Genomic DNA, 20,037 nt, shown 5'->3' with positions numbered 1-20,037 from the left:
GACATGCCCGCACGCGCTCGCCTTGACTGGAGGCCCAGTACGGCGAGAGGAGACGGCGTGAAGGTGAGTCGGCGAGGAGTCATCACGGGGGCGGCAGCGGCCGGCGCGGCGGGAGTCGTCGGCCTGACCACCCGCGGCGAGGCGGCGACGCCCGAGGCCGCGACAAGCGCAACAGCAGCGGGCGAGGTAGGGGTGGCAGCGGCCGGCGAGGCGAGGACGGCTCAGGAGCGGCAGCCGGTGGAGCTGACCTGGCTGGGGACCCACGCCTGGCAGATCCGGTCGGGGAAGAGCGTCGTACTGACAGATCCCTGGATCACCCGGTTCAAGACCGGCACCTTCACCCCCGAAGGGGCGGATCCGAAGACCAAGCTCGTGATCAAGCCGGACGTGATCGACCGCTACATCTCCACGGCCGACGCGATCCTCGTGCACCACGGGCACTACGACCACATGGCCGACGTACCGTACGTCGCGAAGAAGACCCAGGCCACCGTCCTCGGCACCGAGTCCCACGTCAACATGCTCCGGGCGATGCGCACCCCGCAGGACCTGCTGTCCCCGGTCCGCGGCGGCGAGTACCTCCCGTTCGAGGGCTTCACCATCGAGGTCTTCCCATCCCTGCACTCATGCGGCGGGCGGCGCCACACCTACGCCTACCCCGGCTACCGGCTCGACGGTGTTCCGCCGCGGCCCCGCGTGATCGAGGACCTGGTCGAGGGCGGCACGCTCGCCTACGTCATCACCATCGGCGGCGTCCGGATCCTCAGCCTGAGTACGGCGAACTTCGACCCGAACGCGCTGAGTGGCCTGCAGGTGGACGTTGTCTTCGCCGCCCCCGGTGGCGAGCCCGGCATCACCGACCGGCTGTTCCGCACCCTCAAGCCGGTGCGGAAGGTCGTCGCCACTCACTGGGACGACTTCGACCAGCCGCTGGACAAGCCGGGCGTGCCGTGGACCGACCTGACGAAGCTCCGCACCTCGGTGGAGAGCGCCGGCGCGGAGTTCATCGTCCTGGATCACCTGGAGAAGCTCACCCTCTGACCCGGTAGTGGTACTGCGAGACGGTCCGGAATCCGAGGCGCTCGTACAGGGCCCGGGCCGGCTCGTTGTCCGCGACGACCTGGAGGAAGATCCGCCGGATCCCGACAGTCGTTGCCTCCTGCAACAACCCGCGGATCACCGCGAGCGCGAGTCCCTGCCGGCGGAAGCGCTGGTCGACGGCGAGGCAGTACAACCCGGCCCAGTCGTCGACCAGCGCGAGCCGTCCGATCGCCTTGATCGGGCCACTGGACGGAATCACGGCGTACAAGGCGCGGCCGCGGTTGAGGATCCCGCGCGCGGTCGCCTGCTGCTCGGCACTCCCCCCGCGCCCGTCGATCGACCACCAGAAGTCCATCCAGTCGTCATCGGGGGCCGAGGAAATATTCAGGTCGGCCGACACCTCGGGCAGTCGATCGAGTACGTCGTCGGCCACCTCGGCGCACTGCACCAGCGTCGGGCTCCGCACAACATAGCCGCGAGCCTCGAGCCGAGCGTCCAGGTCGGCCGGCTGCGCCGCCGGACTGATGTGGAAACACGGCGTGATGTCGTAGGCCTGATACAGGCTTTCCACGTAATCCAAGGCTCTGTCGAGGTCGAAGGGCGCACTTGCGGGCAGGACGGAGTTCGCTCGCATGGTGACGCCGCCATTGCGTCGGACGACCCAGCCATCCAGTTCGGTCTTGGCCTCCGCCGGCCAGCCTTGATTCATCAGATTGTCGATGCGAGCTGCGCTGATCACCCGACCCAGGGTAGAAGCCGGCGAATCAACTTGCAAGCTAGTGGATAACTATTCACATCGAGCGAATAGCGTCCGCGAGGACATCGATGCCCTCGGCAACTGCCTGCACGGTCAGGCCGCCGTACCCGAACACCAGCCCCGCCGGCCCTTGCCCGGCCATCCAGTACGGCGCCAGACCGTAGACCCCGAGCCCACGCTCCAGCGCGGCCGCAGCCACCGCACGCTCGGACAGCCCCGGCGGCAACCACGTCGTCACGTGCAGACCGGCTGACACCCCGACCGGCACCAGCTCCGGCAACCGCTCACCCAACCGTCCGACCAGCGTGTCCCGAAGCAGCCGGTACCGCGGCCGCATCCGCCGCAGATGCCGATCGAACTCGCCGCGGGCGACGAAGTCCGCGAACGCCAACTGCTCGAGCACCGGCGACCCGCGATCGTCCGTCAGCTTCGCCGCCGACATGGCCTCGACCAGCCGCGCCGGCAGGATCAGCCAGCCGAGCCGGAGCCCCGGCGCCAACGTCTTGCTCGCGGTCCCGGCGTACGCGACTCGGTCCGGTGCCAACCCCTGGATCGCGCCGATCGGCTCCCGGTCGTACCGGTACTCGGCGTCGTAGTCGTCCTCGATGATCAACGCGTCCCGCCGCACCGCCCACGCGACCAGCGCTGCCCGCGTCTCCGCCGAGGCCACCGCTCCGGTGGGGAACTGGTGCGCGGCCGTCACCAGTACGGCGTCCGCCCCGCACTGATCGAGCGCGTCGACATCGATCCCCGTCTCCAGCACCGGTACGCCGACCACCTCGAGGCCAGCGGCCTTCGCCACGTCGCGCAGTTCGTTGTCGGACGGGTCCTCGACCGCGAGCCGCCGATAGCCCTGGTGCGCGAGGACTTGCAGCAGCAAGCGGGATCCCTGGGCGAACCCGTTGCAGATCAGCATGTTCTCGGGTCTGGCCGCCGTACCGCGGACGCGGTTCAGGTAGTCCGCCAGCGCGTGCCGGAGCTCGAGCGCGCCGCGACCGTCGAGGTAGGCGAAGCTCAGGTGCGGTGTCTCGTTCAGCACCTTCTTGATCGAGCGCAGCCAGGCGGGGCGAGGGAACTGAGAGACGTCGGGCTTGCTGTACCGGAAGTCGATCCGCGGCGGACCGCCGACCGGCGTCGCGGTCGTCGAGGGCTCGAGCACTGCGATGTCGGCGACCTGGGTGTACCCGCCACCCCGGCTGACCAGGTACCCCTCGGCCACCAGTTGCTGGTAGGCCTCGACCACCACGCCGCGGGACAGTCCGAGGTCCTGGGCGAGCGCCCGGGTCGATGGCATCACCGTGTCGGCGCTCATCAGACCCTGCCGGATCCGGTCCCGGATCGCTTTCTCCAACTGCTGGTGCAGTGGCACGCCGGCATCCCGCCGGAGCTCGACCAGCAGCTCGCCGGCGCCAGAACTGGTCCTGGTTCGGCTCACGGAACTGGACCTTATCGGAGTACCGCTGCGCTGTCAGGGTGATGGCAGGCCCAAGAAGACCAGGAGGGGACCGATGACCAAGCTGCTGCAGGCCGGCGACGCCGGTTACGACGAGGCCCGGAGCGTCTGGAACGCGATGGTCGACCGCCACCCGGCCGCGATCGCGCGCTGCCACGACACCGCCGACGTCGTCGCCGCGGTCAGGTTCGCCCGCACGGCCGGCCTGGAGATCGGCGTCCGCTGCGGCGGTCACAGCATCGCCGGCCACGCCGTACCCGACGGCGGCCTGATGATCGACCTGACCCCGATGAACGCGGTCCGGGTCGATCCGGCTCGCCGGCTGGCCTGGGTCCAGGGTGGCGCGTTGCTGGGCGAGCTGGACAAGGCCGCGCAGCAGTACGGCCTGGCGACGACCGCGGGCAACGTCTCGCACACCGGCGTTGGCGGGCTGACCCTCGGCGGCGGGATGGGCTGGCTCGCCCGGCAATTCGGTCTGGCCTGTGACAACGTGGCGTCGTACGAGCTGGTCACCGCGGACGGCGACGCGGTCAGGGCGAGTGCGGACGAGAACGCCGAGCTGTTCTGGGGGTTGCGCGGTGGCGGTGGGAACTTCGGCATCGTGACGTCGTTCGAGTTCCGGCTGCACCAGATCGGCACCCGGGCGTTGGTTGCCGAGTTCACCTATCCGTCCTCGGTGGGTTTCGACGTACTGCGGACTTGGCGGGAGCTCAACACCTCCGCGCCGCGGCAGGCGACGTTCACCGCGAGCATCACACCCGAGACCGTGATCGTCGGGTACGTGTGGGTCGGTGACGGCGGCTTCGAGTTGCTGGATGCCTTCCGGGCAATGGGTCCCGCCGACGAGTATGTCGAGGAGATGCCGTACCTGACCCTGCAGAGCCGCGACGACAACGTGCAGGGTCACCGGTACCGCCGCTACTGGAAGGGCCACTACTTCAAGACGCTGCCCGACGACGCGATCCGCGCGCTGCTGAACACCCCGGGCGTGTCCGCGAGCCTCCAGGCGTACGGCGGTGCGATCGCCGACGTACCGGACGACGACGCGGCGTTCAGCCACCGGGACACGCTGTTCGAGTTCGTCACCGCGACCCGCTGGGAGGATTCGGCCGAGGACGAGACCCGGATCGCCCAGCTCCGTGAGTACGCCGCGGCACTGGCGCCGTACGCGGGTGGCGCCTACCTCAACACGCTCAACGGCGACCCGATCGACCGCGCCTTCCCACCGGCCAAGCTGACCCGGCTGACCGCACTGAAGGCGGCGTACGACCCCGAGAACGTCTTCCACCTCAACCAGAACATCCGCCCGGCGAACCACCTCGCGAACCTCTCCTAGGCCGGGTGTGCCCGGCCGGCCCCGGGGGTACCGGGCGAACTCACCGAGAACGAGAGGGGCGAGTCATGAAGAAGGCACGGGATCTGATGACGGCCGGCGCCCAGTGCGTGGGTGAGAACGAGACCCTGGTCGACGCCGCCCGGAAGATGCGCGACCTCGACGTCGGCGCGTTGCCGATCTGCGGCGAGGACAACCGGCTGCACGGGATGCTGACCGACCGCGACATCGTGGTGCGTTGCGTGGCCGAGGGCGGCGACCCGGCGACCGCGACGGCCGGCCAGTTCGCGCAGGGCAAGCCGGTGACGATCGGCGCCGACGACAGCGCCGAGGAGGCTCTGAAGACGATGGCGGAGCACCAGGTCCGCCGGCTGCCGGTCATCGACGGCCACACGCTGGTCGGCATGCTCTCGCAGGCGGACGTCGCCCGGGAGATGTCCGACCGGAAGACCGGCGACACCGTCTCGAAGATCTCCGAACCGGCCTAGGCCTAAGTCAGCAGTCAGCAGGCGCAGGCGATACCCAGGGGAGCCGTCAGCGGGTCGGTGGGGCGGCGGTCGACTCCGCTGGCGGTTTCCACCGGCAGGCCCTCGCGGGCCCAGTACTCGAAGCCGCCGATCATCTCCTTGACCGGGTAGCCGAGTTTCGCGAACTCCAGTGCAGCCTTCGTCGCGCCGTTACAGCCCGGCCCCCAGCAGTACGTCACCACGGTGACGCCTTCAGGTACGACGGACGCCGCGCGCGCCGCGATCTCGCGGGTGGGCAGGTGGATCGCACCAGGCACATAACCCTGGTCCCAGCTCTCCTGGCTCCGGCTGTCGACCAGCACCCATCCGGTCACACCGGCACCGAGATCCGCGGCCACGTCCGACACGTCCGCCTCGAAGGCCAGCCGCCCGGCGAAGTGCGCGACTGCCGTGTCCCGGTCGGCGGCGGGCGTCTGCAGAACAGCCGAAGTGTGCAGGTCAACGGACATGCGAGGCTCCTTCTCGATCAGCGGAACACCAGCGTCGGGTATCTCTCAGACCACCGACAGTGGCAGAAATGCCCCAGTGCCACAAAATCCAGTCACGAGGTTTGACTCACAGCACGCCGGGCAGGGATGCCAGCACTGCCTTCACGGTATGGTTCTGGGTTGAAGGACCCAGAAAAGTCGGAGGCTGATCCGGCTAACAGTTTGTGGGGGGCTGGCGGCATGATGTCTCCTGAGGATCACTCCAGCCACGGGGTGCCCGTTGGTTCGAGCACGACTGGAGTCCCGTTGACCGAGCAAGAAGTCGCAGTGACGTCGGCGGACGCGTTCGCGCGTCTGGCGATCGAGCTGCATGACGCCCCCGGGGTGGAGGAGACGATCGACGCCGTCGTTCAGTTCGCCCTCCAGGCGCTGAGCTGCACCTACGCCGGCGTCGCCCTGTACGCCCGCGGCTCTCGCCCCGAGATCGCCGCGGTGACCGACCCCGTCGTCGCCGACGTGTACGACGTCCAGCTCAGCACTCAGAACGGCCCGCTCGTCACCGCCCTCCGCGAAAGCACGACGATCCTGATCCGCGACACCCTCACCGAGGATCGCTGGCCCGAGTGGGCAGCGAAGGTCGCCGCACTCGGCGTCCGCAGCGTCCTCGACGTACCACTGGCAACCGGGAACGGGACCCGTTCGACGGTGGGCGTCCTCGGCCTCTACAGCCCGACCCCCGACGCCTTCAGCCAGGACGACGAGGCGATCGCCCACATCCTCGCCCGGCACGCGTCCGTCGCGGTCGCCTCCGCCCGGCACGAGGAGACGATGGCCCAGGCTGTCGACGCCCGCAAACTCGTCGGCCAGGCGATGGGCATCCTGATGGAGCGCTTCGACGTCGACGGCGACCGAGCCTTCGCCATCCTCAAGCGCTACTCCCAGGACACCAACACCAAGCTCCGCGACGTGGCCCAGCAACTCATCGACACCCGCAAACTCCCCCACTGACCAGCACCCGGGGACGCCGGCCGGCCGGGGTCGAGCGTTTGAAACGTTCTGAAAATATAGGAAAAGTAACGGCCGCGTCCCGGCTGATCGGGTGCATACTGCAAGAAGAACTGGGTACTTCGCCCGCAGACAAGATTCGCATCGCCTTCTTTGTCGACACGTGCGGATCATGGGGTTGAGCTTGACGCCGGGGCTTGTGCGGCCAGAACCGCGGACCGGGTCACGTCCCGGCGTCCAACCCTCTTCTTCCGGTACGCCGTTACCCTTGGCGCGTGGGTGAATGGCGACCATTGACGGGGCCGTCTCGGCAGGTGGCGCTGGAAATCCTGCTCGACGGGCCGCTGTCGCGCGCCGAACTGTCCCGCCGGGTCGGCCTGTCGCCGGGCAGCCTGACCCGATTGACCAAGCCGATGGTGGAATCGGGCTTGCTGGTCGAGGTGTCCGCCGGCCCGACCGACGCCCGGGTCGGCCGCCCGTCGCAACCACTCGACCTCGACCCGGCCGCGCACCACTTCGCCGGCATCAAACTCACCGGCGACACCGCGATCGGCGTACTGACGACGCTGCGGGCCGAAGTGATCGCGAGTATCGAGCGCCCGCTGACCGATCACACTCCGTCCGCGGTGTGCCGGCTCGTCCTCGAACTCGCTGACGACCTCGCCGTCCGGGTGCCCGGGCAGCGTCCGATCACCGGCCTTGGTGTCACGGTCGGCGGCCGGGTGACGGACAGCTCTGAGGTCCGCTGGGGTCCGTACCTGAACTGGGTGGACGTGCCACTCGGCGAGCTGCTCGCGGCCGGCACAGACACACCCGTCGTGGTCGCGAACGATCTCAACGCGCTGACCGAGGCGACCCACTGGTTCGGTGCCGGCCGCGGCTCGGCCCGTTTCGTGTTGCTGACGATCGGGGTCGGGATCGGCTACGGCCTGGTCATCCACAACCGGACCGTCGACAGCCCGGACACGAGTATCGGCCTGATCGGCCACCATCCCCTGGTGCCGAACGGGCCACGCTGCGACCGCGGTCACCACGGCTGCGCCCTGAGCGTGCTGACCGTCGGCGCCATCACCGAGCAGGTCGGAAGCGCGCTCGGCCGGTCCGTCGACTACGAGGAATGCCTCGACCTCGCCGCCAAGGGAGACACCGCGGCGCTCCAGGTAGTCGGCAGAGCAGGCCGCGCACTCGGCCGCCTGATCGCCGCGGCCGCGAACTTCACCATGCCCGAGCTCGTCGTCCTCGGCGGCGAGGGCGTCCGGCTGGCCGAGGTCGCCCAGGACGAGCTTCTCGCCGGCCTGCACGGCGACCGCCACCCGTCCGGTTCGGAACTCCCCATGGTCCTGCAGCCCGCCGACTTCACCGAGTGGGCCCGCGGCGCCGCTGTCGTCGCCATCCAAACCTTTGTCCTCGGACGCCAGTAACTGGCTATTTCGGATTAAGCAGTTACACTCGACGGCATGGATGAGCTGTTGAGGCGGTGGGTCGCGGGCTGGCGGCTGTGCCGAGGGCTGGAACCGGCGATCGAGCATGACGATGCGCTGGCCGTCGTCCTGCGGTTGCCAGGACGGGATCGGGAGCTGTTCGCCTTGACGGACGACCCCGCGGTCGTCGATCGGCTGGCGAGCGGGTTGGTCGCGGACGTTTGGCTGACCGTGACCACGCAGTACGGCGACCAGGTGGCGCGACGGCTGGCGGATGCCGGGCTGGCGCCGTTCGCGGAGCAGAAGATGCTGATGACGATCGCGCTACCCGACCACCCGCAGCCGTCGACAGCGTTGTACGAACTGGAGCTGAGCACGGACGGACCGCTGGAGTACGTGCGCCTCCTCGCGGCCGACGGCACGGTCGCCGCTCGGGGCATGACGGCGATCGTGGGCAAGGACGCGGTCATGCACGACATCCAGACCGACCCGGCACATCGGCGCCGCGGGCTCGGCAGCGTGGTGATGGGAGCGCTGAGCCGGCGCGCGGTCGAGCGAGGCGCGTCCCGCGGCCTGCTGATGGCCACGGCGGAAGGGGTCCATCTCTACCGCAAGCTCGGCTGGTTGCCCGAAGCAACCATGGTCACGGCGAAGGGCTCAGGCGGTGCGGGCGCGGTGGGCGGCGACCTTGGTGCGGTTCTGGCAGGCCGTTGAGCAGAAGCGCTGAGTGCGGTTCCGGGTCGAGTCCAGGAACAGGTCCTCGCACCGGTCCGCCTCGCAGCGGCGCAGGCGGAGTACGTCGTCGCTGCCGAGCAGCATCGCGGTCGCGGTGGCGAACTCAGCGATCCAGCCGGTCGCTTCAACCGGATCGCCGAAGTGCAGGTGCCAGGGGGCGTCCTCGTGCCGGGTCAGCTGCGGTGCCGCCTTGGTTGTCCTGAGCAACTCGTTCACCACCTGAACGGCCTTGTCGACCTCACCCTCAGGAAGGTGACCGAGCGCGTCGTACAAGCGCCGGCCACCGGACGCCCATTGCGCCACGTCGACGTCGACCGGCTGGTCCGTGGTCAGGCGCAGTACGCCGTCCACCACGGCAGCATCGGGCTCCGCCGCCGGCCGGCCCTGTCGCCAGGTGGATCCGAAGGCATTGGCCAGCGCGATCGCCGCCACCAGCGACGCCTTCAGGTGATCCGTGGCTTCCACCCAGCCAGTATCCCCGGTCACCGTGGGGCTGAGATCCCGGTGAGACGTCCGTGCAACGCGGGTCCGGACTTGGCGGCGAGAAAAGTTCGCTGCGGGCGGGGGATTTCATTCATCTGGAGGAGCCGGGTCATACCAGGGTCGTAGCCCCGGGCCGGACACATCCGTCCGCGAACCGACGCCATCGACCGTTGCCGGAAACAACAATGACGGCCATGAACCTGGTCCAGATCCCGTCCCGCCACCGCCCGGCAGCACGGAGGCCGGCAGTCGGTGAGCCGGCCGGCCTGTCCGAGGCGGTCGTCGACCTCTCGGCGGTTCGCGACAACGTCCGCACCTTCCGCCGCCTCGTCCCGCAAGGTGTTCTCGCCGTGGTGAAGGCGGACGCCTTCGGCCACGGCGCCGTACCCGTCGCCCGTGCGGCCGTCGACGCCGGCGCGACCTGGCTCGGCGTGGCCCGCGCCGACGAGGCGCTGCAACTGCGCGCCGACGGGCTGACCGTGCCGATCCTCACCTGGTTGTACGACGCTGCCGAGCTCATGCTCCTCGGCGATGTCGACGTGGACGTGAGTATCTCGACGATCGCCGAACTGCATCACGTCGTCTCCAACCCGTCGGTCCATCACGTGCACCTCAAGCTCGACACCGGCCTGCACCGCTCCGGCAGCGCACCCGGCCAATGGATCGAACTGACCCGAACGGCCGCTCACTACGAAGCCCTCGGCGCCCTGACTGTCCGCGGCATCTGGTCGCACCTCTCGCACGGCGACGCCGCGGATGCCGTCCAGAGTCGTCGGCAACTCGAGCTGCTGCGGACCGGTGTTGTCCTGGCCCGGCGCGCTGGCCTGCGGCCGGGCGTCGTACACCTGGCCAACTCCGCCGGTGCGATCACGCTGGACGCACCCGACTGCGACCTGGTCCGGATCGGCGCCGGGCTCTACGGCATCGACGAAGTCGGCCTCGGACTGCGCCCGGCGATGCGGCTGATGAGCAAGCTGGCCCAGGTACGCCGGATCCGCGCAGGTGAAGGCGTCTCGTACGGCCATGACTTCGTCGCGGATCGCGACACGACGGTCGCCCTCGTCCCGCTCGGGTATGCCGACGGGATTCCGCGAGTCGCCAGTGGACAAGCCAGTGTCCTGTGTCGCGCTGTCCGGATGCCGGTGATCGGACGGATCGCGATGGACCAGTTCGTCGTCGACGCCGGCGATCTCCCGGTCGAGCCCGGTGAGCTGGTGACGATCTTCGGCGACGGGTCGCACGGCGAGCCGACCGCCCAGGACTGGGCCGATTGGGCCGGCACCATTCCGCACGAGATCTACTGCGGCCTCGGATCCCGGGTGCCCCGCCGGTACGAGGAGGCAGCCCGATGAAGGTCGCGGTCGTCATGGGCGGCGCGAGCCCGGAGCACCAGGTGTCACTGGCCAGCGGACGGGGTATCGCCACAGCGATCGGCATCCTCGGTCACACCGCGATCCCCCTGGTGATCGATGCTGAAGGCAATTGGGTGGACGGTCAGCACGAGGCGATCGAGATCCTCCAGGCGTGTGACGTCACCGTCCCCGCTCTGCACGGCGAGGGCGGTGAGGACGGCACCCTGCAGGGATTTCTCGCCCAACTGAAGGTCCCGTACGTCGGCAGCGGCGTGGCAGCCAGTGCGATCGGACTGAACAAGCACCTCACCAAGGCGCTGCTGAAGGCTCAGGGCATCGCAGTCGCTCCCGGTGTCACGCTGACCGGTCCCGACCTGACCGACACCGAGTCCGCACTGCAGAAGCTCAAGGCGGCCGGACTCGACTTCCCGGTCTTCGTCAAACCCGGCAACGGTGGTTCCAGCTTCGGCGTGACCCGGGCGCCCGACCTGCCGGCGTTGTCGCAGGCGATCGCGGACGCCGCCGTACTCGACCCGCAGGTGCTGGTCGAGCGGGAGATGGTCGGCCGGGAAATCGACGTGGCCGTGCTGGAGTTCCCCGACGGGCGGGTCGACACCGCGCCGGCGCTGGAGATCCACAGTGATCCGGACCAGCCGTTCTTCAACGCGACCGCGAAGTACGACAGCGGTGCCACCCGGTTCGTCGTACCGGCGCCGCTGGATCCGGCGCCGGCCGATCGGCTCCGGCGTACGGCGATCGAGGTCTTCGAAGTCCTCGGCTGCGAGGGGCTCGCGCGGGTGGACTTCTTCCTGCCGGCGGATGGGGCGCCGGTGGTCAACGAGATCAACACCTTCCCCGGGTTCACCCCGGCATCGCAGTTCCCGCGGATGTGGGCGGCGGCCGGGATGAGCTACGTCGAGGTGGTCGACACCCTGATCCGTACGGCGGTGGCGCGCGGATGACCGTCCTGCTCAGTGACGAGCGGATCACCCGGATCCCTGCCATTGAGACTGGTGAACCACTGGTCGACCTGTTCACTCGGGGCATCTCGACATCGGATCGCCAGTTCGTCCGGGAGAGCGTCGCGGACCGGCTCGCGCTGGCCGACACGTTCCTGCCGGCCGGCGTCCGGCTCCACGTCGTGGAAGGCCTGCGCCCCATCGAGAGACAGCAGGAGATCTACGACGACTACCGCGCCGACGTCGAGCAACTGCATCCCGGCAGCTCCGGCCACGACCTCCACGTACTCGCCAGCCGCTTCGTCTCCCCGGTGGAGGTCGCACCCCACGTCGCGGGAGCCGCGGTAGACCTGACCCTGATCGGCGCACACGGCCCGCTCGACCTCGGCACACCGATCGACGCGACGCCCGAGCAGAGCAACGGCGCCTGCTTCTTCGCCGCCCCCAACATCAGCCGCGAGGCCCGGGCCAACCGCGCACTGCTCGCCGACGTCCTCATCGCCGCCGGCCTGGTCAACTACCCCACCGAGTGGTGGCACTGGTCCTTCGGCGACCGCTACTGGGCCCACCTGGAGGGCCGCCCCAACGCCATCTACGGCCCGGTGTCACACCGTATGACGCCAGCTTGATAGACGCTGCCTATCGGGTGATAGGCAGCATTGCTTTGACCCCGGGGTCGGGGTCACGGAATGTTGTATACATGACGAGTGAGGTCGTGGCCGCCGCCCCCGTCCCGGTTCCCGGGCGTGCCCAGCGCGTGCGCGAGATAGCCACCGAGTTGCGTGGGCTCCGGGGTGCGCTGATCCCGATTCTGCACGCGATCCAGGAGGAGCTGGAGTACGTCGACCAAGGCGACATCCCGGTCGTCGCCGACGTACTGAACATCGCCGTGGCCGAGGTCCACGGCGTCGTCACGTTCTACAAGGACTTCCGCCGTACGCCGGCCGGCCGGACCACCGTGGCGATCTGCCAGGCGGAGGCGTGCCGATCGGTCGGCGCGGTCGCGCTGGCCGAGCATGCGAAGCGCAGTGCCGGCTGCGGGTTCGGGGAAACGACCGCGGACGGCCGGCTGACGCTGGACGAGGTGTTCTGCTTCGGCAACTGCGCGCTCGGCCCGGCGGTCCAGGTCGGCGACAAGCTGCACGGACGGGTCACGCCGGCCCGCCTGGACGCGATCCTCGGGGAGGCACGATGACGAAGGTCTACGTCCCGCGGGACTCCGCGGCACGATCGGTCGGCTCGGACGAGGTCGCCGAACGGATCACCGCGGCAGGTGGCGTGGACGTGATCCGGACCGGGTCCCGGGGCATGCTCTGGCTGGAACCGATGGTCGAGGTCGAGACCCCCGAGGGACGTGTCGGCTACGGACCGGTCGCGCCGGAGGACGTCGACGGCCTGGTCGCCGCCGGGATGCTGCGCGGAGCGGTCCGCGACATCGGTGCCTACCTCGGTCCGGTCGAGGAGCTGCCGTGGATGAAGCGGCAGCAGCGGCTCACGTTCGCCCGGGTCGGGGTGATCGATCCACTCTCGGCCGACGACCATACGTCGTACGGCGGAAACGGTGGCCTGAGGCAAGCATTTTCGATGACCCCGGCCGAGGTGGTCGAGACCGTGGTCGACTCCGGGCTGCGGGGTCGCGGCGGCGCCGGGTTCCCGACCGGGATCAAGTGGCGCACCGTGCTCGGCGCGGCGGCGGACCTCAAGTTCGTCTGCTGCAACGCGGACGAGGGTGACTCCGGGACGTTCGCCGACCGGATGCTGATCGAGGGCGATCCGTTCACGCTGATCGAGGGGATGACGATCGCGGCGTACGCGGTCGGCGCGACCGAGGGCTACGTCTATCTGCGCTCGGAGTACCCGGACGCGGTCGCGACGCTGAAGGCGGCCATCGAGATCGCCCGCGACCAGGGCTGGCTGGGCGAGAACATCCTCGGCTCGGGATTGACCTTCGACCTGCACGTCAGGGTCGGCGCCGGGGCGTACATCTGCGGTGAAGAGACGTCGATGCTGGAGAGTCTCGAAGGCAAGCGCGGGACAGTCCGGGCCAAACCGCCGATCCCGGCACTGGAAGGGCTTTTCGGCCGGCCGACCGTGGTGAACAACGTGCTGTCGCTGGCAACGGTCCCGACGATTCTCGCCCACGGCGCGGCGGCCTACGCGGCGTACGGGACCGGCCGCTCGCTCGGGACCAGCGTGTTCCAGCTCGGCGGTAACGTCGCCCGCGGCGGCATCGTCGAGACGGCCTTCGGGATCACGCTCGGCGAACTGGTGAACGACTTCGGCGGCGGTACGTCGTCGGGTCGGCCGGTGCGGGCCGTCCAGGTAGGTGGCCCGCTCGGCGCCTATCTCCCGGTCGAGCAGTTCGGCCTGCCGATGGACTACGAGGCCTTCGCGGCCGCCGGCGCGATGGTCGGGCACGGCGGGATCGTGGTGTTCGACGAGACCGTGGACATGGCCGCGATGGCCCGGTTCGCGTTCGAGTTCTGCGCGGCCGAGTCGTGCGGCAAGTGCACCCCGTGCCGGGTGGGCGCGGTCCGCGGTGTGGAGACGATCGACCGGATCGTGGCCGGTGACGACCGGCAGCAGAACCTCGTGCTGCTCGACGACCTGTGCGAGTTGATGACCGACGGCTCGCTCTGCGCGATGGGCGGACTCACCCCCATGCCGGTCCGCAGTGCCGTCCGCCACTTCGGAGAGGACTTCAGCGCATGACTGTGCTTTTGGCCGGGCCTTCGGCGCCGGCGGGGTCATGGGGCTTTGACTCCCGGCCTTCCCTCGTCGCTCCAGTCGCTTCGCTCCCTCCACTCCTCAGTCCAGGCCGGGAGGCCCCATGACCCTGCTCAAAGAACCTGACTTTGGTACGCCGGCTCGCCCGGGTGAAGCCACGGTGGAACTGACTGTCGACGGCGTGAATGTCGCCGTCCCACCGGGCACGTCGGTGATGCGTGCGGCCAAGGAGGCTGGGCTGGACATTCCCAAGCTGTGCGCGACCGACAGTCTCGAAGCGTTCGGGTCCTGCCGGTTGTGCGTCGTGGAGATCGACGGCGTACGCGGTACGCCGGCCTCCTGTACGACGCCGGTCGCGGACGGCATGGTGGTCCGGACCCAGAACGAGCGGCTCGGCAAGCTGCGGCGCGGAGTCATGGAGCTCTACATCTCCGACCACCCGCTCGACTGCCTGACCTGCTCCGCCAACGGTGACTGCGAACTGCAGGACATGGCCGGCGTCACCGGTCTCCGCGAGGTCCGGTACGGCTCCGGCGTCGAGGCCGGAGCGAACCACCTGAACGCGCCGACCGACACCTCCAACCCGTACTTCGACTTCGAGGCGTCGAAGTGCATCGCGTGTTCACGGTGTGTCCGGGCCTGTGACGAAGTACAGGGAACTTTCGCGCTGACGATCGAAGGGCGTGGGTTCGACTCCAAGGTCGCCGCGGGTGCCGGGGTGTCGTTCTTCGAGTCGGACTGTGTGTCGTGTGGCGCCTGTGTGCAGGCGTGCCCGACCGCGACGCTGCAGGAGAAGTCGGTCATCGAGCTCGGCATGCCGACCCGGTCGGTCGTCACGACGTGTGCGTACTGCGGTGTCGGCTGCTCGTTCAAGGCCGAGCTGCGTGGTGACGAGCTGGTCCGGATGGTGCCGTACAAGAACGGCGGCGCGAACGAGGGCCACTCGTGTGTGAAGGGCCGGTTCGCCTTCGGGTACGCGAGTCACCCGGACCGCGTCCTCGAGCCGATGGTGCGGGACACGATCGCGGACGAGTGGCGGAAGGTCTCCTGGGACGAGGCGATCGGCTTCACCGCCCGCCGGTTGCGCGAGATCCAGGCGTCGTACGGGCAGGGCTCCATCGGTGCGATCACCTCGTCCCGGACGACCAACGAAGAGGTGTACGCCGTCCAGAAGATGGTTCGCGCGGTCTTCGGCAACAACAACGTGGACACGTGTGCGCGGGTCTGCCACTCGCCGACCGGGTACGGCCTGAAGCAGACCTTCGGTGAGTCGGCCGGCACCCAGGACTTCAAGTCGGTCGAGGAGGCCGACGTGATCCTGGTGATCGGCGCCAACCCGACCGACGGGCACCCGGTGTTCGCGTCCCGGATGAAGAAACGGCTCCGCCAGGGCGCGAAGCTGATCGTCGTCGACCCGCGCCGGATCGACCTGGTCCGCTCGCCGCACATCGAGGCGCAGCACCACCTGCAGCTGGCGCCGGGGACGAACGTCGCGATCATCAACGCCTTCGGCCATGTCGTGGTCACCGAGGGCCTGGCCGATCGTTCGTTCGTCGACGATCGGTGTGAGGACTTCGAGACCTGGGAGAGGTTCATCGCGCGGCCCGAACACAGTCCGGAGTCGGTCGCGGACATCACCGGCGTACCGGCCGAGGAGATCCGCGCGGCGGCCCGGTTGTACGCGACCGGCGGCAACGCTGCGATCTACTACGGTCTCGGTGTCACCGAGCACAGCCAGGGCTCGACCATGGTGATGGGGATGGCGAACCTCGCGATGGCGACCGGCAACATCGGCCGGCGCGGCGTCGGCGTCAACCCGCTGCGCGGCCAGAACAACGTCCAGGGCTCCTGTGACATGGGCTCGTTCCCGCACGAGCTCCCCGGCTACCAGCACGTCTCCGATGACGGCGTCCGGGAGGTCTACGAGCAACTCTGGGGTACGCCGCTGCTGAACGAGCCCGGACTGCGGATCCCGAACATGTTCGACGCGGCGATCGACGGATCGTTCAAGGCGCTGTTCGTCCAGGGCGAGGACATCGCCCAGTCCGACCCGAACACCCAGCACGTGTTCGCCGCGCTCGGCGCGCTGGAGCTGCTCGTCGTACAGGACCTGTTCGTCAACGAGACCGCGAAGTTCGCGCACGTGCTGCTACCCGGTACGTCGTTCCTGGAGAAGGACGGCACGTTCACCAACGCGGAGCGCCGGATCAACCGGGTCCGCCCGATCATGGCGCCGAGGACCGGCAAGCAGGAGTGGCAGATCGTCTGTGAGATCGCCCAGCAGATGGGCTACCCGATGCATTACGATACAGCCAGCCAGATCATGGACGAGATCGCCCTCACCACCCCGACGTTCATGGGCGTGTCGTTCGCCAAGCTGGACACGATGGGCTCGATCCAGTGGCCGTGCAACCTCGAGCACCCGGACGGGACGCCGATCATGCACGAGGACGAGTTCACCCGGGGCAAGGGCAGGTTCATGGAGACGGTGTACGTGCCGACCAGCGAGCGGTCGACCCGGAAGTTCCCGTTGATCCTGACCACCGGCCGGATCCTGTCGCAGTACAACGTCGGCGCGCAGACCCGACGGACGGCGAACGTCGCCTGGCATCCTGAGGACATCCTGGAACTGCACCCGCACGACGCCGAGGTCCGCGGCATCGAGGACGGTGACACGGTCGCACTGTCGAGCCGGGTCGGCCGGACCACGCTGCGGGCGAAGCTGTCCGACCGGATGCCGGTCGGGGTCTGCTACACCACGTTCCATCACCCGGTCACCGGCGCGAACGTGATCACCACGGACAACTCGGACTGGGCCACCAACTGCCCGGAGTACAAGGTGACCGCCGTACAGGTCGACCTGTTGACCCAGCCGACGACGACCGCCTCCGAGCGAGAGTCGGTAGGTGCCCGATGAGCAGCACGCTTCCGCCGTACGTGCGACTGGCCAACGAGATCGCGGCCCAGTTCGCCCACCGGCCCCCGGCAGATGCCGCCACCGCCATCGCCAACCACCTGAAGATCGCCTGGGACCCGCGCATGAAGAAGGCCCTGATCGCGCACGTCGAAGCCGGCGCCGAGGACCTCGACCCGGTTGCGGCGCTGGCCGCCCAGCAACTCCAGGCGGCGTACAAGTGACCCAACCCGACGACGTCCCACGGCACGCTGAGGCTGTGTTGCCGTGGGATGTTGCCCGGGAGTTGGCGCATGCGGCGGCGACACCGCTCAAGGCCGTCTCCCGGAAGCTGGCCGAAGCTGAGCGGACTGTGCTGGCGAGTCCGCTGGTTTCACCGGTAGCCGTGCCGCCGGTCGACCGGTCGGCTATGGACGGGTACGCCGTGTGCGGTCCGGGGCCCTGGCGGGTCGTGGGTCATATAGGGGCGAATTGTGAGGCCCCGACTGTGCTTTCGGCTGGTGAGGCGTGCAGCATCACGACGGGTGCTGCCGTGCCGGCTGGAGCGACCTCCGTGGTGCGTTCGGAGGACGCAGTACTGGTTGGGGAGCTACTGCAAGGGCCGGACGAGCCTGGACGCCATATCAGGCGAGCAGGCGAGGAGTGTGCCGCCAACGAGGTGCTCTTGCCTGCTGGCGTGGTCGTAGATCCGCCGGTTCTGGGAGTTGCGGCTTCTGTCGGGCTCAACCGGCTGACTGTCATTCCGCAGCCTCGGGTGGCGGCTGTGGTGACCGGTGACGAGTTGGTGCACCGAGGTGCTTCGGGACCAGGCCGCGTGCGGGACGCGATCGGTCCGATGCTGCCCGGCCTGATCAGCCGCGCCGGCGGCGTCGCCGCTTCTGTCACTCATCTGCCCGACGAGCGTACGGCGTTGGTCGACAGCCTGTTGTCGACCGACGCGGAGCTCATCCTCGTGTCGGGATCGTCGGCTTCCGGGCCGGCGGATCACCTGCGGCCGGCGTTGTTCGCGCTCGGGGCCGAGTTGATCATCGACGGGGTGGCGTGCCGGCCTGGTCATCCGCAGGCGCTCGCGCGGTTCGCCGACGGCCGGCTGGTGGTCGGCCTGCCCGGGAACCCGTTCGCCGCGCTGACCGCCTTCCTCACCTTGGGGGTCGCGGCGATCCTGCGGATGCGTGGTCTCCCTCTTCCCGCGCTGACGGTCGCGCCCGTACCAGGCGGGCTGGCGTGCCATCCGCGCAGTACCCGGCTCGTCCCCGTCCGCGTCACCGCACAAGGCGCCGTACCGCTCGGACATGGCGGTTCCGCGATGCTGCGCGGTGTCGCCGCGGCGGACGCGCTGGCCGTGGTCGATCCCGGGCCGGCCGAGGCGATCGCCGCGCGGTTGCTGCCACTCGACCCGGGAGCGCGACCATGGGGCGTCTGATCGCACGTCGTCCGGTACTGCGGCTCGGTCCGGCCGGCGACCGTACCCGCCCGGACTCGATCGCCGTCGAGGAACCGCTCGAGCTCCGCGTCGACGGCAAACCGCTCGCGGTCACCATGCGCACCCCCGGTCACGATGTCGAATTGGCCCACGGGTTCCTGCACACCGAAGGCGTGATCGGCAGCGTCGACGACATCCGCGCCGCCCGGTACTGCGACTCGCGCGACGACGAGGGCCGCAACACCTACAACGTCCTCGACGTGGGCCTCGCGCCCGGCGTGCCACCGCCGGTGACCGGTGTCGAGCGCAACTTCTACACCACGTCGTCCTGCGGTGTCTGCGGTAAGGCCTCGCTGGACGCCGTACGCCTGAAGACGCGCTACTCGCCGGCCGATGACGACGTACGCGTGCGCTTCGACGTCCTGGCCGGTCTGCCCGATGCTCTCCGCCAACGGCAGCAGGTGTTCGACCGCACGGGCGGTCTGCACGCTGCCGGGCTGTTCACACCCGCCGGTGAGCTGCTCGTCGTACGGGAGGATGTCGGCCGGCACAACGCCGTCGACAAAGTCATCGGCTGGGCAGTCCTCGCGGGTCGCATCCCGGCCCGGTCCTGCATTCTGATCGTCTCCGGCCGTACGTCGTTCGAGCTCGCCCAGAAAGCCGTCATGGCCGGCATCCCCGTGCTGGGCGCCGTCTCAGCCCCGTCCTCCCTCGCCGTCGACCTGGCCCACGAATCCGGCCTGACCCTGGCCGGCTTCATCCGCAACGGCGCAATGAACGTCTACACCCACCCCGACCGCATCCAGGTCGACGCGGCCCGCTCAGCCGGCTAGGCGGTGTCTGACGGTTCAGCGCCGTAGCGAGCAGGTGCTCGGTGCGGTAGCTCGGCGTGCTGGAGCGAAGGTCTCGATGCGGATCCATCGTGGCCTTTGCTCCAGTGCGGCGAGATGCCGTGCCGAGTGCCGCGCAGTAGGCGGGGAACCGTCAGACACCGCCTAGGCCACCTCAGGAGGCGGCGGAGGTGTTGGTGGTGGTGGAGGGGGCGCCCCAGAGGCAGTCGGCGGTGCCGGCGGCGAGGTGCTGGCTGTAGCAGTCGACCTTGTGGCTGATGACGCTCAGGCACTCGGCGAGTTCCTGGATCTGGGCGGTGACGTGGTCTTCGTGGCTGCGCAGCAGCGCGAGCCGGTCCTGCTCGTTGCCGGGGCCCTGGCGGACCAGGTCGGCGTACTTGCGGATCGTGTCCAGTGGCATCCCGGACGAGCGGAACTTGATGCACATGTCGAGCCACTCGACGTCGTCCTCGGTGTAGACACGGCGGCCGTTCGACTCCCGCCGTACCGGATCCGCGAGCAAGCCCTCGCGCTCGTAGAACCGGAGGGCGTGCACGCTCAGCCCGGTCCGCTCCGCCACCTGTCCGATGCTCAGTCCCGTGGTCATAGGCGGCACCTTAGCCCACAGCTAGACCACCCTCTAGCTCTT

The 20,037-nt window shown here is 69.1% G+C and carries 20 protein-coding genes; 15 read left to right on the top strand and 5 right to left on the bottom strand.

The genetic code is table 11. From position 1 onward, the window contains the following. The first annotated feature begins 57 nt into the window (after nucleotides 1-57). Nucleotides 58-1,041 carry an MBL fold metallo-hydrolase gene (locus tag AB0F43_RS10650; protein WP_360473598.1) on the top strand — a complete coding sequence of 328 codons (984 nt, stop codon included), beginning with the start codon at nucleotides 58-60 and terminating at the stop codon, nucleotides 1,039-1,041. On the opposite strand, the gene AB0F43_RS10645 is transcribed toward AB0F43_RS10650, so the two are convergent. Beyond that, entirely contained in the window at nucleotides 1,031-1,780 is a 750-nt protein-coding gene (locus tag AB0F43_RS10645; RefSeq protein WP_360473596.1) for a GNAT family N-acetyltransferase, read from the bottom strand. The genes AB0F43_RS10650 and AB0F43_RS10645 overlap by 11 nt on opposite strands. Before the next feature lie 52 nt (nucleotides 1,781-1,832). After that, a complete protein-coding gene (locus AB0F43_RS10640; protein ID WP_360473594.1) occupies nucleotides 1,833-3,233 on the bottom strand; it encodes a PLP-dependent aminotransferase family protein in 1,401 nt (466 codons plus the stop codon). A gap of 73 nt (nucleotides 3,234-3,306) precedes the next feature. On the opposite strand from AB0F43_RS10640, the gene AB0F43_RS10635 reads away from it, so the two are divergent. Together AB0F43_RS10635 and AB0F43_RS10630 are read left to right on the top strand one after the other, a co-directional pair. Continuing rightward, a complete protein-coding gene (locus AB0F43_RS10635; protein WP_360473592.1) occupies nucleotides 3,307-4,587 on the top strand; it encodes an FAD-binding oxidoreductase in 1,281 nt (426 codons plus the stop codon). A gap of 65 nt (nucleotides 4,588-4,652) precedes the next feature. Next, complete coding sequence (locus tag AB0F43_RS10630) at nucleotides 4,653-5,072, top strand: CBS domain-containing protein (RefSeq protein WP_360473590.1); 420 nt, start codon at nucleotides 4,653-4,655, stop codon at nucleotides 5,070-5,072. A gap of 14 nt (nucleotides 5,073-5,086) precedes the next feature. Here AB0F43_RS10630 and AB0F43_RS10625 read toward each other — a convergent pair whose 3' ends face one another. After that, nucleotides 5,087-5,560: a rhodanese-like domain-containing protein gene (locus AB0F43_RS10625; protein ID WP_360473588.1), complete on the bottom strand. Its 474-nt coding sequence runs from the start codon at nucleotides 5,558-5,560 to the stop codon at nucleotides 5,087-5,089. Nucleotides 5,561-5,845: 285 nt separating this feature from the next. Between AB0F43_RS10625 and AB0F43_RS10620 the strand changes: the two genes are divergently transcribed. From AB0F43_RS10620 to AB0F43_RS10610, 3 genes are all read left to right on the top strand, one after another. Continuing rightward, nucleotides 5,846-6,547, top strand: coding sequence for a GAF and ANTAR domain-containing protein (locus tag AB0F43_RS10620; RefSeq protein ID WP_360473586.1), 702 nt, complete (start codon nucleotides 5,846-5,848; stop codon nucleotides 6,545-6,547). Between the two features lie 272 nt (nucleotides 6,548-6,819). After that, on the top strand, nucleotides 6,820-7,965 hold the full coding sequence (locus AB0F43_RS10615; RefSeq protein WP_360473584.1) for an ROK family transcriptional regulator: 1,146 nt from the start codon (nucleotides 6,820-6,822) through the stop codon (nucleotides 7,963-7,965). A gap of 36 nt (nucleotides 7,966-8,001) precedes the next feature. Beyond that, nucleotides 8,002-8,679 carry a GNAT family N-acetyltransferase gene (locus AB0F43_RS10610; protein WP_360473582.1) on the top strand — a complete coding sequence of 226 codons (678 nt, stop codon included), beginning with the start codon at nucleotides 8,002-8,004 and terminating at the stop codon, nucleotides 8,677-8,679. On the opposite strand, the gene AB0F43_RS10605 is transcribed toward AB0F43_RS10610, so the two are convergent. Next, nucleotides 8,623-9,165: a CGNR zinc finger domain-containing protein gene (locus AB0F43_RS10605; protein WP_360473580.1), complete on the bottom strand. Its 543-nt coding sequence runs from the start codon at nucleotides 9,163-9,165 to the stop codon at nucleotides 8,623-8,625. The two genes, AB0F43_RS10610 and AB0F43_RS10605, sit on opposite strands and share 57 nt — an antisense overlap. A gap of 212 nt (nucleotides 9,166-9,377) precedes the next feature. On the opposite strand from AB0F43_RS10605, the gene alr reads away from it, so the two are divergent. The 9 genes from alr (at nucleotide 9,378) to fdhD (ending at nucleotide 19,391) form a co-directional block, all read left to right on the top strand. After that, nucleotides 9,378-10,535 carry an alanine racemase gene (gene alr / locus AB0F43_RS10600; RefSeq protein WP_360473578.1) on the top strand — a complete coding sequence of 386 codons (1,158 nt, stop codon included), beginning with the start codon at nucleotides 9,378-9,380 and terminating at the stop codon, nucleotides 10,533-10,535. Continuing rightward, nucleotides 10,532-11,497, top strand: a complete 966-nt coding sequence (locus tag AB0F43_RS10595; RefSeq protein WP_360473576.1) for a D-alanine--D-alanine ligase family protein — start codon at nucleotides 10,532-10,534, stop codon at nucleotides 11,495-11,497. The genes alr and AB0F43_RS10595 overlap by 4 nt, the downstream gene beginning before the upstream one ends. Further along, the gene (locus tag AB0F43_RS10590; RefSeq protein ID WP_360473574.1) at nucleotides 11,494-12,123 is read left to right on the top strand and encodes a M15 family metallopeptidase; all 630 of its coding nucleotides are present in this window, start codon (nucleotides 11,494-11,496) and stop codon (nucleotides 12,121-12,123) included. The genes AB0F43_RS10595 and AB0F43_RS10590 overlap by 4 nt, the downstream gene beginning before the upstream one ends. A gap of 71 nt (nucleotides 12,124-12,194) precedes the next feature. Then, on the top strand, nucleotides 12,195-12,689 hold the full coding sequence (locus tag AB0F43_RS10585) for an NAD(P)H-dependent oxidoreductase subunit E (protein WP_360473573.1): 495 nt from the start codon (nucleotides 12,195-12,197) through the stop codon (nucleotides 12,687-12,689). Beyond that, nucleotides 12,686-14,206 (top strand): NADH-ubiquinone oxidoreductase-F iron-sulfur binding region domain-containing protein, encoded by a 1,521-nt coding sequence (locus AB0F43_RS10580; protein WP_360473571.1) that lies wholly within the window; start codon nucleotides 12,686-12,688, stop codon nucleotides 14,204-14,206. The genes AB0F43_RS10585 and AB0F43_RS10580 overlap by 4 nt, the downstream gene beginning before the upstream one ends. Before the next feature lie 118 nt (nucleotides 14,207-14,324). Beyond that, nucleotides 14,325-17,138 (top strand): formate dehydrogenase subunit alpha, encoded by a 2,814-nt coding sequence (gene fdhF / locus AB0F43_RS10575; RefSeq protein WP_360473569.1) that lies wholly within the window; start codon nucleotides 14,325-14,327, stop codon nucleotides 17,136-17,138. After that, complete coding sequence (locus AB0F43_RS10570; RefSeq protein WP_360473567.1) at nucleotides 17,135-17,359, top strand: formate dehydrogenase subunit delta; 225 nt, start codon at nucleotides 17,135-17,137, stop codon at nucleotides 17,357-17,359. Before fdhF ends, AB0F43_RS10570 begins: the two co-directional genes overlap by 4 nt. Beyond that, nucleotides 17,356-18,558, top strand: coding sequence for a molybdopterin molybdotransferase MoeA (locus AB0F43_RS10565; protein ID WP_360473566.1), 1,203 nt, complete (start codon nucleotides 17,356-17,358; stop codon nucleotides 18,556-18,558). Before AB0F43_RS10570 ends, AB0F43_RS10565 begins: the two co-directional genes overlap by 4 nt. Continuing rightward, complete coding sequence (gene fdhD / locus AB0F43_RS10560) at nucleotides 18,546-19,391, top strand: formate dehydrogenase accessory sulfurtransferase FdhD (protein WP_360473564.1); 846 nt, start codon at nucleotides 18,546-18,548, stop codon at nucleotides 19,389-19,391. The genes AB0F43_RS10565 and fdhD overlap by 13 nt, the downstream gene beginning before the upstream one ends. A 172-nt stretch (nucleotides 19,392-19,563) precedes the next feature. Here fdhD and AB0F43_RS10555 read toward each other — a convergent pair whose 3' ends face one another. Beyond that, a complete protein-coding gene (locus AB0F43_RS10555; protein ID WP_360473562.1) occupies nucleotides 19,564-19,995 on the bottom strand; it encodes a MerR family transcriptional regulator in 432 nt (143 codons plus the stop codon). Nucleotides 19,996-20,037: the final 42 nt, after the last annotated feature.

The sequence above is a fragment of the Kribbella sp. NPDC023972 genome (assembly GCF_040639075.1).
Classification (GTDB): Bacteria; Actinomycetota; Actinomycetes; order Propionibacteriales; family Kribbellaceae; genus Kribbella.
The sequence above is the reverse complement of the archived record's forward strand: the minus strand, read 5'-3'. Positions and strand labels throughout refer to the sequence as shown.

Coding starts and splice junctions, on each gene's coding strand:
- AB0F43_RS10635 (WP_360473592.1), top strand. CDS start 3,307: ATGACCAAGCTGCTGCAGGCCGGCGACGCCGGTTACGACGAGGCCCGG.
- AB0F43_RS10630 (WP_360473590.1), top strand. CDS start 4,653: ATGAAGAAGGCACGGGATCTGATGACGGCCGGCGCCCAGTGCGTGGGT.
- AB0F43_RS10625 (WP_360473588.1), bottom strand. CDS start 5,560: ATGTCCGTTGACCTGCACACTTCGGCTGTTCTGCAGACGCCCGCCGCC.
- AB0F43_RS10610 (WP_360473582.1), top strand. CDS start 8,002: ATGGATGAGCTGTTGAGGCGGTGGGTCGCGGGCTGGCGGCTGTGCCGA.
- alr (WP_360473578.1), top strand. CDS start 9,378: ATGAACCTGGTCCAGATCCCGTCCCGCCACCGCCCGGCAGCACGGAGG.
- AB0F43_RS10595 (WP_360473576.1), top strand. CDS start 10,532: ATGAAGGTCGCGGTCGTCATGGGCGGCGCGAGCCCGGAGCACCAGGTG.
- AB0F43_RS10590 (WP_360473574.1), top strand. CDS start 11,494: ATGACCGTCCTGCTCAGTGACGAGCGGATCACCCGGATCCCTGCCATT.
- AB0F43_RS10585 (WP_360473573.1), top strand. CDS start 12,195: ATGACGAGTGAGGTCGTGGCCGCCGCCCCCGTCCCGGTTCCCGGGCGT.
- AB0F43_RS10580 (WP_360473571.1), top strand. CDS start 12,686: ATGACGAAGGTCTACGTCCCGCGGGACTCCGCGGCACGATCGGTCGGC.
- fdhF (WP_360473569.1), top strand. CDS start 14,325: ATGACCCTGCTCAAAGAACCTGACTTTGGTACGCCGGCTCGCCCGGGT.
- AB0F43_RS10570 (WP_360473567.1), top strand. CDS start 17,135: ATGAGCAGCACGCTTCCGCCGTACGTGCGACTGGCCAACGAGATCGCG.
- fdhD (WP_360473564.1), top strand. CDS start 18,546: ATGGGGCGTCTGATCGCACGTCGTCCGGTACTGCGGCTCGGTCCGGCC.
- AB0F43_RS10555 (WP_360473562.1), bottom strand. CDS start 19,995: ATGACCACGGGACTGAGCATCGGACAGGTGGCGGAGCGGACCGGGCTG.